Source organism: Ruegeria sp. TM1040, assembly GCF_000014065.1.
GTDB lineage: Bacteria > Pseudomonadota > Alphaproteobacteria > Rhodobacterales > Rhodobacteraceae > Epibacterium.
On the sequence record NC_008044.1, the window covers coordinates 192,592 to 214,344 of the forward strand.

21 protein-coding genes and 1 riboswitch are annotated in these 21,753 nt (G+C 60.9%); of the genes, 11 read left to right on the top strand and 10 right to left on the bottom strand.

The features are described 5' to 3' along the window. Positions 1 to 2: 2 nt before the first annotated feature. The 8 genes from TM1040_RS05205 to fabA form a co-directional block, all read right to left on the bottom strand. Complete coding sequence (locus TM1040_RS05205; RefSeq protein WP_011537543.1) at positions 3 to 3,383, bottom strand: error-prone DNA polymerase; 3,381 nt, start codon at positions 3,381 to 3,383, stop codon at positions 3 to 5. Further along, complete coding sequence (locus TM1040_RS05210; RefSeq protein ID WP_193339802.1) at positions 3,383 to 4,861, bottom strand: DNA polymerase Y family protein; 1,479 nt, start codon at positions 4,859 to 4,861, stop codon at positions 3,383 to 3,385. The genes TM1040_RS05205 and TM1040_RS05210 overlap by 1 nt, the downstream gene beginning before the upstream one ends. Next, on the bottom strand, positions 4,803 to 5,390 hold the full coding sequence (locus TM1040_RS05215) for an ImuA family protein (protein ID WP_011537545.1): 588 nt from the start codon (positions 5,388 to 5,390) through the stop codon (positions 4,803 to 4,805). Before TM1040_RS05215 ends, TM1040_RS05210 begins: the two co-directional genes overlap by 59 nt. A gap of 74 nt (positions 5,391 to 5,464) precedes the next feature. Next, entirely contained in the window at positions 5,465 to 6,076 is a 612-nt protein-coding gene (locus TM1040_RS05220) for a TetR/AcrR family transcriptional regulator (RefSeq protein ID WP_011537546.1), read from the bottom strand. After that, entirely contained in the window at positions 6,073 to 6,705 is a 633-nt protein-coding gene (locus TM1040_RS05225) for an HD domain-containing protein (protein WP_011537547.1), read from the bottom strand. Before TM1040_RS05225 ends, TM1040_RS05220 begins: the two co-directional genes overlap by 4 nt. 139 nt (positions 6,706 to 6,844) lie before the next feature. Beyond that, on the bottom strand, positions 6,845 to 7,639 hold the full coding sequence (locus tag TM1040_RS05230) for an enoyl-ACP reductase FabI (RefSeq protein WP_011537548.1): 795 nt from the start codon (positions 7,637 to 7,639) through the stop codon (positions 6,845 to 6,847). A gap of 5 nt (positions 7,640 to 7,644) precedes the next feature. Continuing rightward, the gene (gene fabB / locus TM1040_RS05235; protein WP_011537549.1) at positions 7,645 to 8,874 is read right to left on the bottom strand and encodes a beta-ketoacyl-ACP synthase I; all 1,230 of its coding nucleotides are present in this window, start codon (positions 8,872 to 8,874) and stop codon (positions 7,645 to 7,647) included. 82 nt (positions 8,875 to 8,956) lie between these two features. Continuing rightward, positions 8,957 to 9,466: a bifunctional 3-hydroxydecanoyl-ACP dehydratase/trans-2-decenoyl-ACP isomerase gene (gene fabA / locus TM1040_RS05240; RefSeq protein ID WP_011537550.1), complete on the bottom strand. Its 510-nt coding sequence runs from the start codon at positions 9,464 to 9,466 to the stop codon at positions 8,957 to 8,959. Between the two features lie 227 nt (positions 9,467 to 9,693). On the opposite strand from fabA, the gene irrA reads away from it, so the two are divergent. Continuing rightward, the gene (irrA, locus tag TM1040_RS05245) at positions 9,694 to 10,122 is read left to right on the top strand and encodes an iron response transcriptional regulator IrrA (protein ID WP_011537551.1); all 429 of its coding nucleotides are present in this window, start codon (positions 9,694 to 9,696) and stop codon (positions 10,120 to 10,122) included. 144 nt (positions 10,123 to 10,266) lie between these two features. Here irrA and TM1040_RS05250 read toward each other — a convergent pair whose 3' ends face one another. Then, entirely contained in the window at positions 10,267 to 11,136 is an 870-nt protein-coding gene (locus TM1040_RS05250; protein ID WP_011537552.1) for a hypothetical protein, read from the bottom strand. A gap of 164 nt (positions 11,137 to 11,300) precedes the next feature. Between TM1040_RS05250 and miaB the strand changes: the two genes are divergently transcribed. From miaB to TM1040_RS05270, 4 genes are all read left to right on the top strand, one after another. Next, complete coding sequence (miaB, locus tag TM1040_RS05255; RefSeq protein WP_011537553.1) at positions 11,301 to 12,623, top strand: tRNA (N6-isopentenyl adenosine(37)-C2)-methylthiotransferase MiaB; 1,323 nt, start codon at positions 11,301 to 11,303, stop codon at positions 12,621 to 12,623. Between the two features lie 344 nt (positions 12,624 to 12,967). Continuing rightward, a complete protein-coding gene (locus TM1040_RS05260; RefSeq protein WP_011537554.1) occupies positions 12,968 to 13,546 on the top strand; it encodes an OmpA family protein in 579 nt (192 codons plus the stop codon). 11 nt (positions 13,547 to 13,557) lie between these two features. Then, positions 13,558 to 13,863, top strand: coding sequence for a hypothetical protein (locus TM1040_RS05265; protein ID WP_011537555.1), 306 nt, complete (start codon positions 13,558 to 13,560; stop codon positions 13,861 to 13,863). 215 nt (positions 13,864 to 14,078) lie between these two features. Beyond that, positions 14,079 to 15,095: a PhoH family protein gene (locus TM1040_RS05270; RefSeq protein WP_011537556.1), complete on the top strand. Its 1,017-nt coding sequence runs from the start codon at positions 14,079 to 14,081 to the stop codon at positions 15,093 to 15,095. Positions 15,096 to 15,198: 103 nt separating this feature from the next. Here TM1040_RS05270 and TM1040_RS05275 read toward each other — a convergent pair whose 3' ends face one another. Beyond that, on the bottom strand, positions 15,199 to 15,678 hold the full coding sequence (locus TM1040_RS05275; RefSeq protein WP_011537557.1) for a GNAT family N-acetyltransferase: 480 nt from the start codon (positions 15,676 to 15,678) through the stop codon (positions 15,199 to 15,201). A gap of 74 nt (positions 15,679 to 15,752) precedes the next feature. On the opposite strand from TM1040_RS05275, the gene ybeY reads away from it, so the two are divergent. The 6 genes from ybeY to trmB all read left to right on the top strand — a co-directional run bounded on the left by ybeY (position 15,753) and on the right by trmB (position 21,746). Next, positions 15,753 to 16,265 (top strand): rRNA maturation RNase YbeY, encoded by a 513-nt coding sequence (ybeY, locus tag TM1040_RS05280; protein WP_044026985.1) that lies wholly within the window; start codon positions 15,753 to 15,755, stop codon positions 16,263 to 16,265. 22 nt (positions 16,266 to 16,287) lie between these two features. Beyond that, positions 16,288 to 17,190 (top strand): hemolysin family protein, encoded by a 903-nt coding sequence (locus TM1040_RS05285; protein WP_011537559.1) that lies wholly within the window; start codon positions 16,288 to 16,290, stop codon positions 17,188 to 17,190. Further along, entirely contained in the window at positions 17,187 to 18,713 is a 1,527-nt protein-coding gene (lnt, locus tag TM1040_RS05290; RefSeq protein WP_011537560.1) for an apolipoprotein N-acyltransferase, read from the top strand. Before TM1040_RS05285 ends, lnt begins: the two co-directional genes overlap by 4 nt. Positions 18,714 to 18,767: 54 nt before the next feature. Continuing rightward, positions 18,768 to 18,816: riboswitch (SAM-SAH riboswitch) on the top strand. Positions 18,817 to 18,824: 8 nt separating this feature from the next. Beyond that, positions 18,825 to 20,006 (top strand): methionine adenosyltransferase, encoded by a 1,182-nt coding sequence (gene metK / locus TM1040_RS05295; protein ID WP_011537561.1) that lies wholly within the window; start codon positions 18,825 to 18,827, stop codon positions 20,004 to 20,006. 166 nt (positions 20,007 to 20,172) lie between these two features. Next, complete coding sequence (locus tag TM1040_RS05300; protein ID WP_011537562.1) at positions 20,173 to 20,847, top strand: hypothetical protein; 675 nt, start codon at positions 20,173 to 20,175, stop codon at positions 20,845 to 20,847. Between the two features lie 131 nt (positions 20,848 to 20,978). Continuing rightward, positions 20,979 to 21,746 carry a tRNA (guanosine(46)-N7)-methyltransferase TrmB gene (trmB, locus tag TM1040_RS05305; RefSeq protein WP_011537563.1) on the top strand — a complete coding sequence of 256 codons (768 nt, stop codon included), beginning with the start codon at positions 20,979 to 20,981 and terminating at the stop codon, positions 21,744 to 21,746. The last annotated feature ends 7 nt before the right edge of the window (positions 21,747 to 21,753 follow it).

Genomic DNA, 21,753 nt, shown 5'->3' on the forward strand with positions numbered 1-21,753 from the left:
CCCTAGTGAAAATCCCGGCTTGGAAACAGGCGCTTGGCCTGTTCGCGTGGATGGCGCGCGCTTGTGGTGGCCTGTCTGGGGCGGGGGGCGTCATCGGCCTGCGGTTGGGTGATCCCCACGGCCTCGTCCAGCGGGTGCCCAAGGTCGGAGAGCCGGTGCGACATATCGGTGATCTCCTGGGCGATCAGATGCACGACGATCCCTTCGCGTTGCAGATATCCGCGCACCTGCAGCAGCCGCCCTCCCATGACGATGCGGCGATATTGTTCATAAATCTTGGGCCAGACGACCACATTGCTGACCCCGGTTTCATCCTCCAGCGTCAGAAAGATGACACCCGATGCCGTGCCGGGGCGCTGGCGTGTGATCACCAGCCCGCAGACCGTGTGCCGCCCCAATGGCGCGTCCAGAAGCGCGGCATGCGGGGTGAGGCCCGGCAGCGCGGGGCGCAGCAATTCCATCGGATGTGCGCGCAGTGTCAGCCGGGTGGAGATGTAATCCTCCACGACCTCTTCGCCCAGATGCATGACGGGCAGGTCTACGGCAGGCTCTGAAATGCTCTCGCCATCAATCGGGTCGTCAAACAGAGGCAACGGCTTGGCGCTGCGGATTGCCTTGACCTGCCACAGGGCGTCGCGGCGTGTAAGCCCCATGTCGGAAAACGCATCCGCCTCGGCGAGCCGGGTCAGGACATCCGGGCGCAGGCCAGCGCGCAGCCACAGCGATTCTGGGTCGGGATAGCCATTGCCGCGCGCGGCGGTGATCCAGCCTGCGTCCTCCTCGCGAAACCCTTTGATTTGGCGAAACCCCAGTCGCAGGGCCAGCGCCCCATCCGGGCGACGCTCCAGCTGGTTATCCCAATCCGACGCATTGACGCAGATCGGCCGGATCTCGACGCCGTGTTCGCGCGCATCGCGTACGATCTGGGCCGGGGCATAGAACCCCATCGGCTGTGAGTTCAAAAGCGCGCAGGCAAAGACCGCCGGATGGTGGCATTTGAGCCAGGCCGAAACATAGGCCAGCATGGCAAAGGCGGCTGCGTGACTTTCGGGAAAGCCATAATCGGCAAAGCCCTCGATCTGAGAAAAGCAGCGCGCGGCGACCTCCTGGCTGTAGCCTTTGTCGAGCATGCCGTTGATGAACTTGTCGCGAAAGGTGCCAATGGTGCCCATGCGCCGAAAGGACGCCAGCGAACGACGCAGGTGGTCGGCTTCTTCGGGGGTGAAGCCCGCACCGACCACGGCAATCTGCATGGCCTGTTCCTGAAACAGAGGCACGCCCAAGGTGCGTTTGGTGACCTGTTCAAGCTCCGGGCCAAAGGGTTCGGGCTCCTCGAGGCCATTGCGGCGGCGGATATAGGGCTGGACCATATCGCCCTGAATGGGGCCGGGGCGCACGATCGCCACCTCGATCACCAGATCATAAAACTCGCGCGGCTGCATGCGGGGCAGAAAGTTCATCTGTGCCCGGCTCTCCACCTGAAAGACCCCGACCGCATCCGCGCGGCATAGCATGGCATAGGTCTTGGCATCCTCCTGAGGAACGGTGCCGATAGAAAGGGTCTCTCCCTCATGCGCCTTGAGCAGGGCAAAGGATTTTTGCAGGCAGGTGAGCATGCCCAGCGACAGCACGTCGACTTTCAGGATGCCAAGCGCGTCGATGTCGTCCTTGTCCCACTCGATCACGGTGCGGTCTTCCATCGCGGCGTTTTCAATCGGGGCCAGCTCATCCAGGCGGCCCTTGGTGATGACAAAACCGCCGACGTGCTGGGACAGATGCCGGGGAAAGCCGATGATCTCTCCGATCAACCGGATGGTCTGCATCAGGCGGCGGTCCTGAATGTCGAGGCCAAGCTCTTCGATGCGTTTGAGATCAACGCCGCCGTTGCTCATGCCCCAGATCTGGCCCGACAGGCCTGCGGTGACGTCCTGAGAGAGACCCATGACCTTGCCCACCTCGCGGATGGCGGCGCGCGAGCGGAAATGGATCACGGTGGCACAAAGCCCCGCCCGGTCGCGGCCGTACTTCTGGTAGATCCATTGGATCACCTCCTCGCGGCGTTCATGCTCGAAATCCACGTCGATGTCCGGCGGCTCGCCCCGGTATCGCGAGACAAAGCGTTCAAACACCATGGTGATCATGTCGGGGCTGACGTCGGTGATGCCAAGCAGGTAACACAGGATCGAATTCGCTGCCGAGCCACGCCCCTGGCAGAGGATGTTCTGCGATTTGGCGTATTGCACGATGTCATGCACGGTCAGGAAATAGGCGGCAAAGCCCAGTTCCGCGACGAGTTTCAGTTCCTTGTCCATGAGGACGACGGCTTTTTGCGTGGGGCCGTCGGGATAGCGCCTCCTGAGCCCCTCTGCCGCCAGCCGCTCAAGCCGCGCCTGCGGTGTCTCACCATCGACGATCTCATGCGGGTAGTCATACGACAGCTCACCGAGATCGAAGCTGCATTTGTCCGCGATCTCCAGCGTGCGGCGTAGGGCGGCGGGGTGGGCCTGAAAGAGCCGGGCCATGTCTGCACCCGCCTTGAGGCGGCGTTCAGAGTTCGGCAGGGCGCGGCTGCCGATTTCATCAATGGTGATATGTTCGCGCATGCAGGTCAGCACATCCGCCAGCGGTCTGCGGCTGGCGCGGTGCATCAGCACATCCCCGACCGCCACCATTGGTGCGCTTGTGATCTGCGCGGCATGAGCGCAGGCCGCCAGATAGGCCTGATCGCTGCCATCGTACCGGGGCGCTGCGCCTAGAAACACATAATGCGGAAAACATTGCTGCATCCGGCGGATTTCGGGAATGGCGGTTTTCAGATCCGATTGTGGCAGCGCAATCAGACTCATGCCCCGGCAGGCCGCCATCAGATCTCTGGCGTCCAGATGACATTCGCCCTTGGGCGCGCGTCGTTTGCCAAGCGTCAAAAGGCGGGTCAGGCGCGCGTAAGCAGCCCGATCGCGAGGCAGGGCAATCCAGTCGGTCTGGCTGTCGCGCAGCACCAGACGGCAGCCGACAATCAGCTTGGGCAGGGTCGGGGCCGCAGGCGGCTCAAGCGGCGCGGAGGTGTCGATCTTCTGGCGCGAAGAGGGATCAACGCGCTGGTGCGAGCGGATCTGGATACCCGCCTCTGCCTCACGCCGCAGCTCTTTCAGGGCGCTCCAGGCGCGCACCACCCCGGCCAATGAGTTGCGATCCGTTATGGCGATAGCGGCAAGCCCGAGTTCCGCGGCGCGTGTCACCAGTTCCTCGGGATGAGAAGCCCCGGTCAGAAAGGTGAAGTTGCTGGTCACGCAGAGCTCGGCATAACCGGGCCCCGCGTGCGGGGGGCTCAGGCGCGCGGTGCTGAAGGTCTCGACCGGGCGGTGGGTTCGGTTGGGCTCCATCAGGCGAACTCCCCTTGCACGAACCAGCTTGGGGCTTGGGGCGTGAAAAACAGCCAGAGCCTGCGCCCTTCTTGGGTCTCCACCCGCCAATAGTCGCGCAGCCCGCTGCGCCAGGCCTCGTCCTCCATCCACCACTCTGGGCAGATCCGTTCGGGACCGATGGCGCGACCGGTGGTCAACGCCATGCGCCGCCAGCGAAACCGTTGCGGGGGGCGCGGGGTGCGTCCGGCGATGGGTTCGGGGGCAAACAGCAGCAGCGGGCGCGGGCGCGGCAGGGTCCAATGAGGTGCGGGGTCTGAGTAGGCGGCGGGCGAGATGATAAAGCTGCGCTCCGGGATGTGGCTGTCGGCGGGCAGGAACCGCTGGATGTTCTCCAGCCCCACCCGTGTGCCGAGGCGCGAGATCAGGTCTTCGAGCTTGTCCTTGCGCGCCGCCGAGACGTGAGTGAGCTGGCGTGCGGGCAGGGGTTCCACCACGGTGGCCTCAAGGCGCAAACGTTCGATGCCGAAACCGGCGTCCAGATCCTTTAGCCCGCGCTCGAACAGCGGCAGGATGCGATGGGCGTCATGCAAGGGGCGCGCGAGGCGCAGCTCGATTTGCTGGCTGTCGCGGTCCACGCGCCCCAGCGTCACGCAGAGCCGGCGCGCGCCGACCTCCTGCGCCTGTAGCTTTGGGCAGAGCTGCTCCAGCAGACGCCGGATGCCCGCCATGACATCCCCGACCAGCCCGATGGGCTCGGGCAGGGTCAGGCGCACGCCGTAATGGGGCGGCTCGGCTTGCGGGCTGATCTCCTCGGGCTGATTTCCAAGGGCCTGATCCAGTCGCATCAGCGCCGTGGGGCCAAAGCGGCGCGTGAGCGGCGCGCGCGGCGTGGTGGCCAGCTCGCGGATCGTGCGGATTCCCAGACGCTGCAGGGCAACCGAGGTGTTGGTGTCCAGTCGCAGCGCCGCCACGGGCAAGGGGGCGAGCGCCTCCAGCATGTCACCAGCAGGGGCGATCCCCTCGCCGTGATGAGCCAGTGCCCAGGCCGCCCCACGGGTATTGCCCAACCCGATCCGTACTGTCATTCCGGCGCGTGCCAGCCGCCGACGCATCTGCGTCAGCATCGCCTCTTCGCCGCCGAACAGATGCGTGGAACCGGTGACATCGAGCACCAATCCGTCATCGCCCTCAAGCCCAACCCAGGGGCAATAGCGCGTGGCCCAGCGGCGCAGTCCCTGCAAGAATCGCTGGTCCTCTGGGGGGTGCGCCACCTGGCTGCGCAGATCCGGGCAAAAGGCGCGCGCGTCAGAATAGGTCATCCCTTTATGAAGTCCCTGTGCCTCGGCGGTGGCGTTGAGGCAATGAATCCGGTTGGCATTGTTTTCCTTGAGGGTCAGGACAAAGGGGCCATCATTTGGATTCAGCCGTAACGCCCGGTCACTTGCCAGCCGGGGAAACCATAGCGAGACGACGCGACGCTCTATCCCATCGAACATACCAGACACCCAATGTTCCCGATTTGTTCTTAATAAGCTCCCACCGTTGGAGAGTCGAGTCATCGGGCGAAGGCGAGGGTCGATTTAGCGAGGTCTCGGCGGCGTCAAAATGAGGGCTACAGCGCCAGCGGGTTTCAGCGGCATTGCTGCCCATGCCCTCTGGGATCAGGGCCAGCCCGATGGATTTCCCTTCCTTTGCGGCCAGTTGCAGGCGCCGCCCTTCGGTCAGGCCAAGGGGTTTGGTGAGGCTCACCACAACGAGCGCCACTGCGCCAGAGCGCAGCGCCTCTTCGGTGGCGGCAAGGGCGTCGATCTGGCTGGGCGCATTGCACAAGAGCAGATCGGCTGGGTTGATGAACTCCGCGAATCCATCCGGGTTGATTCGTGCGGCTTCCCAGGTTTCGCGCACCCAGAGCACCTGCCCGCCGCGCGCAGCTGCCAGCGCGAAAGCAAAGCTATAGGCCCCTGCGCCGCAGACCTCATGGGCGCGGCCTTCAACAAGGGGAAAGGGGAGGGGGGCGTTGGCCATGGCGCATATTCAAGGCAAAGAAGGGGACAGGGTCAACACCCATACACTGCCTGCGCCGGATTGTCTCGCGCCTCTTAGGGGGCCAGCCCGGCGGCAATGGAACGGGCCGCGGTTTCAATAAAGCGCCGCACCTCATCCGGCTCGGCGCCTGCCCGTACCCGCAGGCCCAGCGAATGCAGAACCGCCGCTGCCATCTCTGCGGCGGCCTGTCTTGCGGTCTCTGATGCACCCGGGGCGGTGTGGTCAAAAAGGCGGCGAAACTGCGCGTCGGTCTGCACCAGGCGCTGGGCCAGCCGGGCGCGAATCTCCGGGTGCGCGGGGGCCTCTGCGACAGCGGTCGAGAAAACCAGGCAGCCCTTCGCATGCGCCCCGCTATAGATCTCCAGCATGGCGGTGTAGATGATCCGCAACGCGTCCTCGGGCGTCGCGTCGCGGGGCACTTGTCGGTTCAGATCACTCTGCACGCGGATGACAAAATCATCCATCGCGCGCAGGAACATCTCTTCCTTGTTACCAAAGGCCGCATAGAGGCTGGGGCGGACGAGGCCGGTGGCCTTGGAGAGGTCATCCAGCGATGTAGCGGCATAGCCCTTCTCCCAGAACACGCTCAGGATGGTCTGGCGCACCACCTGTTCGTCGAACTTGCGCGGACGCCCCCGACCCCGTACCTGCCCCGCCTTGCTCATTCGGGGAAATCCGCCCCATGCAGGACATCGCAAAAATGCGGCGGGTGAAAGTCCGGCACATGACGATGGGCCACGTCGGCGCCAAAATTATGCATCGCCGTCATGGGCTTGGCGGCATAGACCTTGATGAGGGCTTGTTCCATGGCCTTTTTGAACCCCAGTCGAGGGTAGGCGTCAAGCACCTGCTCCATCACTTCTGGGGTGATATGGTCATGCGGCATGACGCCCACATCGAGCCCCGCGCCGATCTGCACCAAGGCTGCCTCGGGCGACTTTTTTTGCGGGATCGAAAACGTCGTGTGCAGCGCAATCGCATCCCAGACACGGTCGATGCGGGATTGTTCGACATTTTGCGCCGCAAGGAACTTGGCGGCGGCTTCGGCGGCGTCCACCTCAAAGCGATCTTCTGCCATATAGGTTTCGGTCAGGCCAAGGTCGTGCAGCATGGCGGCGATGTAAAACAGCTCCGGATCATACTGCGTGCCCGTTGCGCGCGCCGCCAGCGCGCCAAAGATATAGGAGCGGCTGACATGGTTGTAGAGGAAGGGATCGCTGGCCATGCGCGCCATCTCTTCTGCGGCGGCGCAGAGGGCTGTGTCGGGCGGGGTGACAAGGTCGGTGAGAAGCATCTGAATTATCCTGTACGCAAAGGTTGCACATTTATTATGCGATTCGGTATAAAATAAAAGAGCCGGGCTTCAGATCGCTTGTGACAAAAAGAAAAGGCGCCCCGAAGGGCGCCTTAAGACCATGATATTATGAGTAATATCAGAGGTGTTCTTGTTGGGGCATGCCAAGCACATGGAAGCCGCCATCAACGCGGATGATCTCGCCCGTGGTATAGGCGCCCGCGTCGGACGCCAGGTAGACGGCGGTGCCGCCGACGGCCTCAAGCGTGGCGTTCGACCGCAGCGGAGCGTTCTGCTCGGTATGCTTGTAGGTCTTGCGCGCACCACCGATCGCAGCCCCGGCGAGGGTTTTCATCGGGCCGGGGGAAATCGCATTTACGCGGATGCCATCGGGACCAAGGTCATTGGCCAGATAGCGCGTGGCGCTTTCCAATGCGGCCTTGGCCACACCCATCACATTGTAGTTCGGCGTCACGCGATTGGAGCCACCGTAGGTGAGCGTCATCATCGTGCCGCCGCCGTTTTCCTGCATCAGCGGGTAGGCGCGGCGCGCCACCTCGATGAAGGAATAGGCAGAGATATCCATGGAGTTCTTGAAGTTCGCACGACTGGTGTTGATGAACCGGCCGGTGAGCTCGTTTTTGTCCGAATACGCAATCGCGTGGACAAGGAAATCAATCTTTGGCCAGCGGGCGCCCAGTTGTGCGAACGCCGTATCCAGCGAGGCATCGTCGGTGACATCCACGTCCACCATGAAGTCGCTGTCCACCGAGGCCGCAAGCGGCTCAAGACGTTTGCCGAAGGCTTCGCCCTGGTAGGTAAAGGCCAGCTCGGCCCCTGCCTCATGCATCGCCTTGGCGATCCCCCAAGCGATAGAGCGTTCGTTTGCAACGCCCATGATCAGGCCCCGTTTGCCGGTCAATACTCCAGTCACGGTCGTTATTCCTTGTACTTACTCAGAACCATGGAGCCGTTGGTGCCGCCAAAGCCGAAGCTGTTGGTCATGACACTGTCGAGTCCCGCGTTTTCAACATATTGTGTGGCCACTTCGCCCTCTTCGATGCCCTCTGCGAGGGTCTCGACGTTGATGGACGGCGTGATGAAATCATTGTCGAGCATCAAGAGGCAGAAGATTGCCTCCAGAGCGCCTGCCGCACCCTGCGCATGGCCGGTCATGGATTTGGTCGAGGAAATTGGCGGCACATTGCCGGCGCCAAAGACACGGCGCGCGGCTTCGACTTCGCCGACATCGCCCACCGGCGTCGAGGTGCCATGCGCGTTGATATAAGACACCTTGCGCCCCTCGGGTAGGGTTTGCAGGGCCAGTCGCATCGCGCGCTCGCCGCCCTCGCCGGACGGTGCGACCATGTCGTGCCCATCGGAAGTCGCAGCAAAGCCGGTGACTTCTGCATAGATCTTGGCGCCCCGCGCCAACGCGTGTTCGAGATCCTCGAGCACCACGATGCCGCCACCGCCCGAGATCACAAAACCATCGCGGTCCTGATCGAACGCGCGGGAGGCTTTTTCGGGGGTTTCGTTGTATTTGGAGGACATCGCGCCCATGGCGTCAAAGAGGCAGGACAGGGTCCAATCCAGTTCCTCGCCACCACCGGCAAACATCACGTCCTGCTTGCCCATCATGATCTGCTCTGCTGCGTTGCCGATGCAGTGCAGCGATGTGGAGCAGGCCGAGGTGATGGAGTAGTTGATGCCCTTGATCTTGTAGGCAGTCGCAAGGTTGGCCGAGATCGTAGAGGACATGCACTTTGGCACTGCGAAGGGCCCGATGCGCTTGGTTGCGCCGGTTTTCAGCACGGTCTGATGCGCGGTCAGCATTGAGGACGTGGATGGCCCGCCAGAGCCTGCCACCAGACCGGTGCGCTCGTTGACGACCTGATCTTCGGAGAGGCCCGCATCTGCAATCGCCTGGCCCATTGCGATATGGGCATAGGCCGCACCGGGGCCCATGAAGCGCAGGGTGCGCTTGTCCACGTGCTCGGCAGGGTCGATTTTCAGCGTGCCTGCGATCTGGCTGCGAAAGCCATGCTCCGCCATCTCTTCGCTGGCGACAATCCCGGACTTTCCGGCCCGTAGGGAGGCGATGACCTCTTCGGCATTGTTCCCGATCGAGGAGACAATCCCCAAGCCGGTGACGACGACGCGACGCATATTGCGTACTCCTGTAACTGGTGTGAAGGGGGCGCACCCCAATTGGAGGGCTCTGGGGGCCCGAGGCAATCCGACAGGCGGATCAGCTCTCGGACAGAGCCACCTTCATGTCCTTAACCTGATAGATCACTTCTCCATCGGCTTCCACGATCCCGTCTGCGACGCCCATGGTCAAGCGGCGGGTCTGGATTGCCTTGGTGAAATCGACGCGATAGGTCAGCATTTTGCGATCCGGTCGCACCATGCCGGTCAATTTGACCTCCCCAACGCCAAGCGCGTAGCCGCGTCCCTGCCAGCCGCGCCAGCCAAGGTTAAAGCCCGTGAGCTGCCACAGACCATCGAGTCCGAGACAGCCGGGCATGATCGGGTTGCCGGGGAAGTGACAGTCAAAGAACCACAGGTCCGGGGTGATGTCGAATTCGGCGAGGATATGGCCTTTGCCATGCTCGCCCCCATCCGCGCTCACCTCGGTGATGCGGTCCATCATCAGCATCGGCGGAGCAGGCAATTGTGCGTTGCCGGGTCCAAACAGCTCGCCTCTTGCGCATTTAAGCAGGTCTTCTTTGTCAAAGCTGTTGGGGTATTGGGCCATGTGCGGGGCAACTCCTGCCTGTGGGTCTGAATATAGGTTCAACGCCCCCATTAACATCGCGTTCACATGTCCTGCAAGGGGAGCGCGATGCCGCAAGTGCAAAGGTCTTTGGCCGAGTAAGGTCCGGCCCGTGCCGCGCAGCGGAGACGTTTTTTGCAAATCCGTTTGAAAAAAGGCAGGATAGTGCGATATAAGCCTGAGGTCGCAATGAATGCTAGGAAGGTGAGATGACACCGACCCATGAAGAGAATGCCAACAAGTGGCTGATGGAGGCGGGCCTGCGCCCGACTCGGCAGCGCGTGACGCTGGCTGCTCTGCTCATCGGCGATGGACAGCACCGCCATGTGACCGCAGAAAGCCTGTTCGACGCCGCCAAAGATGATGGCGCCGCCGTCTCGCTGGCGACGGTCTACAATACTTTGCGCGCTTTTTGCGATGCGGGCGTGCTTCAGGAAATCACTGTGGATGGCTCCAAGAGCTATTTCGACACCAATGTGCATGACCACCCCCATTACTATTGGGAAGGCGAGGGACGTGTGTCCGATGCCCCGTCCGAAGAATTGGTCATTCAATCCTTGCCGGAGCCGCCCGAAGGCATGGAAATCGCTTCTGTAGATGTGGTGATCCGCCTGCGTCACAAGGCCGAACGCGGCTGAAAGGGGCCTGGCTTCGGGTGCGTTACTCCCGCGGTATAGAGCTCAGACCTGAAAAAAAGGGGCTCTGCCTCCTCGGTGCTTTTGAACCTCACCCACGAGGTGTTTTGGAAAAGGTGAAGGAGCAATGCGCCGGACCGCGCAGGCTCAGAACCATTGTCCCGGCTCCATCAACCCAAGATCAAGAAGCTGACGGGAGTGCCACTCAAACGGGGCGGAGTTGTGCCATTTGAAGCTCTGAATGTCGAAGGTCGATCCGGGGTTGCGCTTCAGTGCTTTGGCGGCGCGGAAGGAACAGATCGCGGCCGTCAGATTGTGATGCCACGGACAAGAGTAGGTGTTGTATTCCTGATCGTTGAAGGTGTGATCCGATTGTAGCGTCAGATCAGGTTTGGCCTGAAACAGCGCAATGCGGTCGATTTTACGGCTTGTTTCGGGGATGTGCTCCTCGTGCCGCCAGCGGATGCCACCAAAAAAGTCAAGCTGGCGTTCCCGGGGATGCCCTGTTTCGGGATCTTTGCGCCCCTGCGCGTAATAGCCGGACTTGTCCAGATGCGCGTTTTCGATTGAGACCGCACCGGGGTGGGCCGCGAGGTCGCCTGCGTAGAGGTCGATCACATATGTCAGCATCGCATTGCGGCGCTCTTCGGTGTGGAATGTCAACATTTCGCTGACGGTCCGGGTCTCGCAGAACGGGTAGAAGAGGTATTCGCTGTTGTAGCAGTAGTAGAGCCAGCATCCCGGCGTGGCGGCCGCGATGATCTGGTTCATGGCCATGGTCACCGAATTTGCGCTGCTACAGTCATAGGGCACGCGATGGATCAGGGGCGCGACGTCTTCGGGGATGTCGAAGGCGTCCGGCATCAGCGCGACCACGGCCTTGAAGCCGCAGTTCAGGTGGTGACGCAGGGTCGTGCCGATTTCCACCTCGTCCTCGATAAAGATCAGCGCGACCGGCCCTTTGGAAAGAATGGGTTTGCCTGTCTGAAGAAAATCCCCCAGCGCGCGATAATGCATCGGGCCTGTCCTTATGCTCTGCTCTGGCTTCGCTGCCGAGCGCCTTCTGGTCTTTGACGACAAAATCGGGTAATTGCCCTGCCATTGCAAGCGGCCTAAATCCGCGCTATGCGCAGCCGCTGGTTATTCCGCCTTGGCCCATCCCGAAAAAGGTAGCTCACGTCATGTCCGCGCCCAAGAAACTCTATATCAAGACCTACGGCTGTCAGATGAACGTCTATGACAGCGAACGCATGGCCGAGACTTTGGGCGGGCAGGGGTATGTGGAGACACAGACGCCTGATGATGCGGATATGATCCTGCTCAATACATGCCACATCCGCGAGAAGGCTGCGGAAAAGGTCTATTCCGAACTTGGGCGCTTCAAAGGGCTGAAGGCCGAAAAACCTGATCTCAAGATCGGCGTGGCGGGTTGCGTCGCCCAGGCCGAGGGTGAGGAAATCATGCGCCGCCAGCCCCTGGTGGATCTCGTGGTCGGCCCGCAAAGCTACCACCGTCTGCCGGAAATGGAGGCCAAGGCCGGCACCGGGGAGAAGGTGCTCGACACCGATTTCCCCGAGGAAGACAAATTTGAAAAGCTGAAGCGCCGCCCCAAGGCCAAGCGTGGACCCACCGCGTTTTTGACTGTGCAGGAAGGCTGCGACAAATTCTGCGCCTTCTGTGTTGTGCCCTATACTCGCGGTGCAGAGGTGTCGCGTCCGGTGGATCGCGTGTTGCGCGAGGCAGAGGATCTGGTCGAGCGCGGCGTGCGCGAGATCACTTTGTTGGGCCAGAACGTCAATGCCTATCACGGCGCTGGGCCCAACGGAGACATGACACTGGCCCAGTTGATCTGGGAGCTCGACAAGATCGACGGGTTGGAGCGGATCCGGTTTACCACCTCGCACCCCAATGACATGATGGACGATCTCATCGAGGCGCATGGCACGTGCAAGAAGCTGATGCCCTATCTGCATCTGCCGGTGCAGGCCGGATCAGACAAGATCCTGAAACGGATGAACCGCAGCCACACCGCCGAAAGCTATATTCGCCTGATCGAGCGCATCCGCGCGGCGCGTCCGGACATTTTGATCTCGGGCGATTTTATTGTCGGTTTCCCGGAAGAGACCGAAGAGGATTTCCAGGCCACGCTCGATCTGGTGGAAGAAGTGAAATACGGGACCGCCTATTCCTTCAAATATTCCACCCGCCCGGGCACCCCTGCGGCGGAGCGTGCGCAAGTCGATCCCAAAGAAGCGGATGACCGGTTGCAGCGTCTGCAGGCCGTGCTGACGCGTCAGCAGAGGGAGGTGCAGGACAGCATGGTGGGACGCGAACTGGGCGTGTTGTTTGAAAAGGCCGGGCGCTTTGCGGGGCAGATGGTCGGCAAGTCTGATTATCTGCATGCCGTTCATGTGGCCGATTGTGACGCCAAGATCGGTGATCTGCGCCGCGTGCGGATCGTCTCTTCCGGGGCGAACTCGCTGGCAGGTGAACTGATCGACTGACATCCCTCAGCAAGTATCCCCAAAAATGGGGGCGCTGCCGAAGTTGGCAGCGCCCTTTCTTTTTGCCTGTGTCGAGGACTTGCTCTGAAGTGGCGCTTTTATGCGGCGCGACTCAGTTTTGCGCGCGACCGGGGTCACTTTATTGCCAAATCATTGATTGAGTTCTTGGCGTGGGCAATGCGGCACATGCCCTGAAATTGTTTCTCAGGGCGGCCTTTCTTTGGGCGAACTTCGCGCTTTAACGCCCTCAGATTCAGGGAAAATTAGGATAAACTGTAGATGTAATTAGGACCGGGGAAGCCAGAAGGACTTCTCTCAAGTGGGCCAACCGAAGGAAGCCTGTTGTGTTTGACCAAGTATTCGCCAAGACCTCTGCGGTCCTCGCTTGCGTTGGATTTTCCATCGTGCTCAGCGGGGCCTCTCCTGCATTGGCGCAGGATGGAAACCAGATCCGCGCAGAGCGGTATGTCCCGACAATTTGGGTTGACCCCGATGGGTGCGAACATTGGGTCATGGATGATGGCGCCGAGGGCTATATGACCACTCATATGACCCCGGATGGCAAGCCTGTCTGCCGTCGCGGTCAGTTGTGTGGCATGATGCCGACGGATCAGTTCTTCCCCACCAATGGTAGCACCGTGAATGCCGCAGGGCGCAAGCGACTGCAGGAGTGGTTTCAAAGCGTGATGCCCGGAACCCGGTCCTTTGTTGTGGCGGGTCATACCGACAGCCGCGCATCTGACGAATACAACATGGCCTTGTCGCAGCGCCGCGCTGACGCGGTGGCGCAGATCGGTCGCTCTGTTGGGGCGCGGATCAAGGATGTGCGTGCCTATGGCGAGCGCAGCCCGCGTGTTCCCAACCGCGGCGCGGCCAATCTGGCACAGAACCGCCGTGTTGAAATCTACTGCATCCGCCGCTGAGGACCCAGACTATGAAAACCACCAAGGCAATTGCCATCTTGATGCTTGGCCTTTCGCTTGCCGCCTGTAGTGACAATGGCGACAAAACGCGTGACCGGAACTTCTTTGACGGTGGCGATGGGGATCTGGCCGGCCTGGTAGCCGGGATCTGGGTTGACCCGCAAGGGTGTGAACACTGGATCGTGGATGACGGGGTCGAGGGGTATCTTGATCCGCGGCGCACGCCCGATGGCCGCCCGGTGTGCAACAGCGATCTGCCGCGCAATACGGCTTCCGGTCCGTTCAAAAGCGGCTCGAGGTTTGCAGACCCCATCTGATCCCCCCTGCGGGCATCGGCATGCAAGAGGACGGACATGACCATAGAAGGGCGGCTCCTCAGTGGCGCTGCCCATTTCTTTGTGGGGCATATTTGAGCGCAAGATCAGAGAATGTTTCAGTTCCGTGAAATCCGGCCCCTGTTTTGGGAGGGGGCCTTGCGCGTGCGCGCGCGGAGAGGCAGACTGAGAGGGCAATACCAAAACAGGAGAGCCGTTTGGCCACCAGTGTTCTGCCCCCGTCCTCCGAGCACGCCCAGCCACCCGAAGTGCTGCTGGAATTTCCTGACAATCGACTGCTGATAGAGCTTTGTGGCGAATTCGACCGCAATCTTGCGGAGATCGAGCAGCGCCTGGGCGTTCAGATCGTGCGACGTGGCAATCAATTGATCGTACATGGCGATGCCGACATGCGTCAGCAGGCCGGAGAGTTGTTGCAGGTGCTTTACGAGCGCCTCGAGAGCGGCCGTCCCGTGGAGCGTGAGGACATCGATCGCGAAATCCGTCTGGATCGTTCGGATGAAGATGGCGGCGCCGGTCCCGATAGCCAATTGGAGATGTTTTCCGGCGGCAAGGTCGAGATCAAGACACGCAAAAAGCTGGTGGAGCCGCGCACCGATGCGCAGAAGGTCTATGTGAAGAACCTCTTTGAGCATGAGATGGCCTTTGGCATCGGACCTGCGGGCACCGGCAAGACCTACCTGGCCGTGGCGGTGGGCGTGTCGATGTTCATTCAGGGGCATGTGGACAAGATCATCCTGTGTCGTCCAGCGGTTGAGGCGGGTGAGCGTCTCGGGTTCCTGCCGGGCACGCAGGAGGAAAAAGTCGATCCCTACATGCAGCCGCTCTATGATGCGCTGAACGACTTTCTGCCGGGCAAGCAATTGGCAAAGCTGAAGGAAGAAAAGACCATCGAGATCGCGCCGCTGGCCTTCATGCGCGGGCGCACCCTGTCCAATGCCTTTGTGGTGCTGGATGAGGCACAAAACGCCACCACCATGCAGATGAAGATGTTCCTGACCCGTCTGGGCGAGGGATCACGTATGGTGATTACGGGGGACCGTTCGCAGGTTGACCTGCCACGCGGGGTGCAGTCGGGGCTTCAGGATGCGGAGCGCCTGCTCTCGCCGATCCCCAAGATCTCGTTCAATTATTTTACCGCCAAGGACGTGGTACGCCATCCGCTGGTCGCGGCCATCATCGAAGCCTACGACAAGGACGAAAACTCCGCCTGAATACTCCATGAGTATACTCCGACCTTGAGCCTCCGCCCCGGTTAAAGGTGGGGGATGCAAGGTCGGATGCCTCCGGCAGGACATCTTGAGAGATCGGGAAGACCTAGCCCGCGCATGCATAGCGCATAAAAGCGCTTTCTGGATGCGCAGTGTAGTCGCCAAATGGTGCGCAATACGTGTAGCCGAGGCGCTCATAGAGCGCACGGGCGGCATCAAAGGCTGGCAACTGGTCTGAACCTGTCTCGAGGAACAGGGTTCTTGCACCGGATTGTGCGGCAAAGGCGTGCAGCCTGAGCATGAGGGCACGGGCAATGCCGCGTCCGCGAGCGCTGGCGGCCACATGCACGGATTTGACTTCCATCTGGCCTTGTCCAAGGTCCTTGAGAGCGCCACAGCCAACTGCAATGTCGTTGTCATATGCGGCGAAGAAGTGGATCTCCGGGGCTTTGAGCGCGTCGAGATCCAGCGCGTGACAGGCTTCGGGCGAGCTGGTGGTCGAGGTATGTTTCAGATGCGCTTCCAGTAGTGGTTTTACGGGGGCGCTGGCGGGATCTGCAGGGCGAATATCAAGCGCTGTGGGCATCGATGGGGTCCTTCATAGGGCGGGTGCTTTCAAAGGTTCTTTTTTTCCGGGGCGGGTCAAGCTATGGCGGCAGGATGATACTGGATGTTGTGATTGAAGATGCGCGTTGGGATGCGGCGGCGCTCGAGAAACAGGCACAAGAGGCCGTTTCGGCGACGCTGGCCTATCTTGAGCTTGAAGATGAGGATTGGGAAGTCACGGTCCTCGGCTGTGATGATGCGCGGATTGCGGATCTCAATGCAGAGTTTCGCGAAAAGCCAAAACCGACGAATGTGCTGAGCTGGCCTGCGCAGGAGTTGGCTGCCGCCCAAGACGGTGGTCAGCCCACTCCCCCGGAGGTCGATTTTATGGGGGATGCGGCGCTGGGCGATATCGCGATTTCCTATGATACCTGCGTAAAAGAGGCCAATTTGGCGCATAAATCACGCGAGGATCACGTGCGTCATCTGCTTGTTCACGGAACATTGCATCTTTTGGGGTACGATCACATTCGTGACGGCGACGCCACGATTATGGAAACTTTGGAGGTGGGGATACTTGGCAAACTGGGTATTCCTGACCCATATATCATAGAGGACGGGCCGTGAGAGGCCTCTTTGGAATGGATCAATGGGCGATATAGAAGGCAGTTCTAACGCAGCGCATCGCGCGCTGCAGGATATTGAAGCGACGGAACCGCATGTGGACGGGGCAGAGACGCCCGGATTCCTGAGCAAGATTTTTGGGAGTTTCTCCCCGTCCGCTGAGGACGATGAGCCGGAAAGCGGCGAGGATGAGGTCCTGGCGGATCCGCCTCCGGGCATGATGAACCTGCGCCGGTTGCGCGTCGAAGACGTGGCCATTCCCACTGCGGAAATCGACGCTGTTCCTGTGACCATCTCCCGCGAAGATCTGGTTCGCGTGTTCCGTGATTCAGGCTTTACCCGTATTCCGGTCTATGAAGGCACGCTTGATACGCCATTGGGGTTTGTGCACCTCAAGGATCTGGCGCTGACCTACGGGTTTGACTGTGAAAACGACGATTTTGACATCACCCCGATGCTGCGGCCCCTCCTGTTTGTGCCGCCGTCGATGCCGATTGGCGTTTTGCTGACCAAGATGCAGGCAGAGCGCCGGCATATGGCCTTGGTGATCGACGAATATGGCGGTGTTGACGGTCTTGTGACGATTGAGGATCTGATCGAACAGGTCGTTGGCGAAATCGAGGATGAGCACGACAGCGGTGAGGATCAGACCTGGGTGCAGGAAAAGCCAGGCTGCTATGTCGCGCAGGCGCGCACCCCGCTCGTGGACTTCGAAAATGAGATCGGCATCCCCCTGACGCAGCATGAAGATGTGGATGGGGAAGAGATCGACACGCTTGGCGGGCTGGTCTTTATGCTCTCGGGGCGGGTTCCGGCCCGTGGAGAAGTGATCGAGCATCCCGAGGGTGCTGAATTCGAGGTCGTTGACGCAGATCCGCGTCGGATCAAGCGGTTGCGCGTGCGTCTGCCGGGTATCGCGGCAGAATGAACTTGCCGCAACGGCTCGGCAGGCTCGGCTCCTATGGGCTGGCGGCGGGAGCGGGCGCGCTTATGGCGCAGGGCTTGGCTCCCGTCTCTGCTGTTTGGGCGACGCCGATATCGCTGTTGGTTGTGGCCGCGCTTTTTCATCATGCGTCCTCTCCACGCGCTGCCGCCGTGGTTGGTTGGCTGTTTGGATGTGGCTATTTTGGCTTTGGTCTCAGTTGGATCATGGAGCCGTTTCAGGTCGATGCGGCGACGTTTGGCTGGATGGCGCCCTTTGCGCTGATGTTGATGGCGGCGGGGCTCGCGCTTTTCTGGGGCGTGGCGTTCTGGGGGGCTGCGCGGCTTGGGCGCGGGAACGGGCGCATATTCGCGCTCATCGGTGGCTGGACGCTTATGGAGCTGGCACGGGCCTATGTGCTCACGGGGTTTCCTTGGGCCGGGTTTGCGCAGCTTGCCTTGATCGGCGATCTGGCACTGCGGGCGGTGCCCTGGGTGGGGCCGCATGGTGTGGCATTGGCCATCTTGTTGGCCATTTTACCGCTCGTCTTGATCCGGCGGCGTCCTCTTTTGGCTATTGGGCCCGCAGCATTGGTTGGGGTTGTGACGATCTGGCTACCGCAGGGGCAGCCGTTTGGTGGTCATCTGCCCCTCACCGAGCAGACCGTGCGGCTGGTACAGCCAAATGCGCCGCAGGCGGAGAAATGGCTCCCTGAAAAGCGGTGGTCATTTGTGCAACGGATGTTGGAGTATACCGCCGCCGAGCCGGAGCAGGCCTTTGGGAATCGTCCTGATCTGGTGATCTGGCCCGAAACTGCCATCCCGACACTCCAGAACTATATTGACGACTTCCGGCCCGCACTGGTGGAAGCGACCAGAGGGTCAGAGCTTCTCTATGGGATTCAGCGCGAGGAAAACGGGCGCTACATGAACTCCGCCGTGGTAATGAATGCTGCGGGAGAGGCGCTCGACATCTATGACAAGATGCATCTTGTGCCCTTTGGGGAGTATATGCCGCTCCCGCAATTCTGGGAGAGGTTTGGCGTCTTCGGCCTCGCGTCACGCGCCAAGGGGGGCTACGCGCCCGGCACGGAACGCAGGCTCTTGCAGACCTCCGCAGGCCGGGCGCTTGCGCTGATCTGCTACGAGGGTGTGTTTGCCCAGGATGTCAACGCAGCCCCCGAGCGCCCCGATTATCTGGTGCTGATTACCAATGACGCGTGGTTCGGGAGCTATTCGGGCCCCTATCAGCACCTCGTACAGGCACAACTGAGGGCCGCCGAACAGGGGCTGCCCATGGTGCGCGTTGCCAATACCGGGATCACCGCCGTGATCGACCCCTATGGTCAGATCCGCGATAGTTTGGCGCTGAACACCTCCGGATATCTCGATGCCCGCCTGCCCGCGCCGCTGCCTCCGACGCTCTACAGTGGCACCGGGGATTGGCCGGCGGCATTGGTGGCGGCCTTTCTCTTGGGTGTCTCCGTGCTGCCACGTTTGCGTTTGAAGCGCCGGCGAACACTTGCTTAATCTCTCAAAGCTATAGATTGACCCAGCACACGAGTGCGCTTAATGCGCTCTTTCATGCCGCCACAACGGCTTCCTGGCGTGGCGGATCTCATCCAATGGAGCACATCTCTTATGAGCCGTACCAACTACACCTTCACCTCGGAATCCGTTTCCGAGGGGCATCCGGATAAAGTCTGCGACCGGATTTCCGATGCCGTTCTCGATGCGCTGATCGCCGAAGAACCCGAGGCGCGCGTTGCCGCCGAGACCTTTGCCACCACAAATCGCGTGGTGATCGGGGGTGAGGTTGGCCTGTCCGATCAGGCCAAGCTGAAGGACTACATGGGCAAGATCGACGAGATCGCCCGCGCCTGTATCAAGGATATCGGCTACGAGCAGGACAAGTTTCATCATGAAACTGTCGAGATTACCAATCTTCTGCACGAACAATCCGCGCACATTGCGCAGGGTGTAGATGCCGCAGGTGACAAGGACGAGGGTGCGGGCGACCAGGGCATCATGTTCGGTTTTGCAACCGATGAGACCGATGCGCTGATGCCGGCCCCGATACAGTTCTCCCACGCGATCCTGCGCCGCCTTGCCGAAGTGCGCAAGAATGGCACCCTGCCGGTTCTGGGCCCCGATGCAAAATCCCAGATCTCGGTCCGGTATGATGCGGGCAAACCCGTTGAAGTCACCTCCTTGGTTCTGTCCACGCAGCACCTTGATGAGAAACTGACGTCCGCTGATATTCGCGCGCTCGTTGAGCCGTATATCCGCGAGACCCTGCCCGAAGGCTGGCTGACCGACAACACGGTCTGGCACGTCAACCCGACCGGAAAATTCGTGATCGGCGGCCCCGATGGCGATGCAGGTCTGACCGGACGCAAGATCATCGTGGACACCTATGGTGGGGCAGCCCCGCATGGTGGCGGCGCGTTTTCGGGCAAAGATCCCACCAAAGTGGACCGTTCGGCGGCCTATGCGGCACGCTACCTCGCGAAAAACGTGGTTGCGGCAGGGCTTGCGCATAAATGCACCCTGCAGCTGTCCTATGCGATCGGTGTGGCAGCGCCTCTTTCGATCTATGTCAACACCCACGACACCGGTGCTGTGCCGGATGAAAACATCGAAACCGCAATCCGCAAGTGCATGGACCTCACGCCACGCGGGATCCGTACCCATCTTGGCCTCAACAAGCCGATCTACCAGCGCACCGCGGCCTATGGCCACTTCGGTCGTGCACCCGAGGCCGATGGCGGTTTCTCGTGGGAGCGTACCGATCTGACCGAGGCTCTCAAAGGCGCGGTCTGAGGCGCAAGCCAAGGCCTATACGACCAAAGGCATCAGGGCGGGGGCAACCTCGCCCTTTTCTGTTTTGGGCCATGTCTTGGCGTTCGTGGGGTGGTTCAGCTTTGCTCTCTGTGCTTTGATCCCGGTATTGAAAAGACAGGCAGAGAGAGCAGTGGTAGCGAGTGTTATGGCAATGGCAGCATGGAAAAAGACAATCTGGGTACATGCTGCTGTCGTATGTGTGGCCCTCGTCGCGCTGGCGGGACCAGCGCTGGCGCGCAAGGGCAGCGATAAGCGCCTCTATGTCGACGGTGCGACCCTTGTTTTTGATACAGAATCGGTCTCCAAGGGCCAGCCTGGTGAAATCGTCGTCTCGGACATCGACCTGTTCCGCAGCATGCTTCAGGAACGGTCCGGTATTGAAACGCTCCGCCTCAATTCGAGTGGTGGCAGCGTCTATGCCAGCTCCGAAATCGCCTGGATCGTATCGGACTATGGGCTTCATACACAGGTGGATGGCGAATGTGTCAGCGCCTGCGTCGACATTTTCCTGGCGGGCGCACGACGCCAGATGACATTGGGGTCAAAGATCGGCTTTCATCGGCGGTCCTGGTCCCCCGAGGCCGTCGAGGGCTATTACAATGATCTGCGCGAAAATCAGGGGTGGGACACGCCCTTTGTGTTTGGGTCCTGGATCTACGCAGATACCCAGCGCGAGATGTATGAATACCTGAGCTACCTGGTCGAGCGAGGCGTGGAGGCCGGGTTCGCCATCGAGACACTGCAGGTGGACTCGGGCGACGAGTGGTATCCCTCACGTCTTCAACTGATGGCCGCAGGGGTGCTGCGCGAGGCTCCCTGAGCGCCCATGGGCGCGGATTCAGCCTCATGGCTTGACCTTTGGGGCCACCTGCTGCAGATGAAGGCGCGATTTCGTCTGCCCCTATTGGGGTGTGTAATCGATACGAGTTTATCAAAGAAAGCCCGCACACGATGTCCGACTCTGACGCTAGCCGCCCTTCCGCCATCGCCAGCGATGGCCCTGATGCTGCTGGCAAGCACGCGTCAGGTGCCCCGTGGCGGAATTTCTACGGTCGCTTCAAAGGCAAGACGCTGAAACCAAATCAGGTGCGCGATCTTGATGAAATGCTGCCCGAGCTCAGCCCCGGTGCGGTTGGGTGGGACGAGAACCCCGAGCGAGAACCGCTGGATCTTGAAGCGCAGTTTCAGGGGCGTGATGTCTGGCTCGAAGTGGGCTTTGGCGGTGGGGAGCATCTGGTGCATCAGGCCGAGAGCAATCCTGATGTTGGGATCATCGGGGCGGAGCCCTATGTGAACGGTGTCGCGATGCTTCTTGGCAAGCTGCGCAAGTCGTCAGCGGAAAACGTGCGCGTGCACGCAGGCGATGCCCGCGATCTGATGGATGTTTTGCCCGCACAAAGTCTTTCTCGTGCATTCTTGCTCTATCCCGACCCGTGGCCCAAGGCGCGCCATCATCGGCGTCGTTTTGTAACGCAAGAGCATCTGGAGCCCCTCGCGCGCGTCCTGAAACCGGGGGCGATTTTTCGCGTGGCTACCGATATTCCGGACTATGTGCGCCAGACCCTTGAAGAGGTGCCAAAGGCGGGCTTCAAGTGGCTTGCCGAAGGCCCCGAGGATTGGCGAAAGCCTTGGGGTGACTGGATCTCTACCCGATATGAGCAAAAGGCGCTGCGCGAGGGGCGCACGCCGCATTACCTGACGTTCCAGCGTCAGGACTGATCTGCAA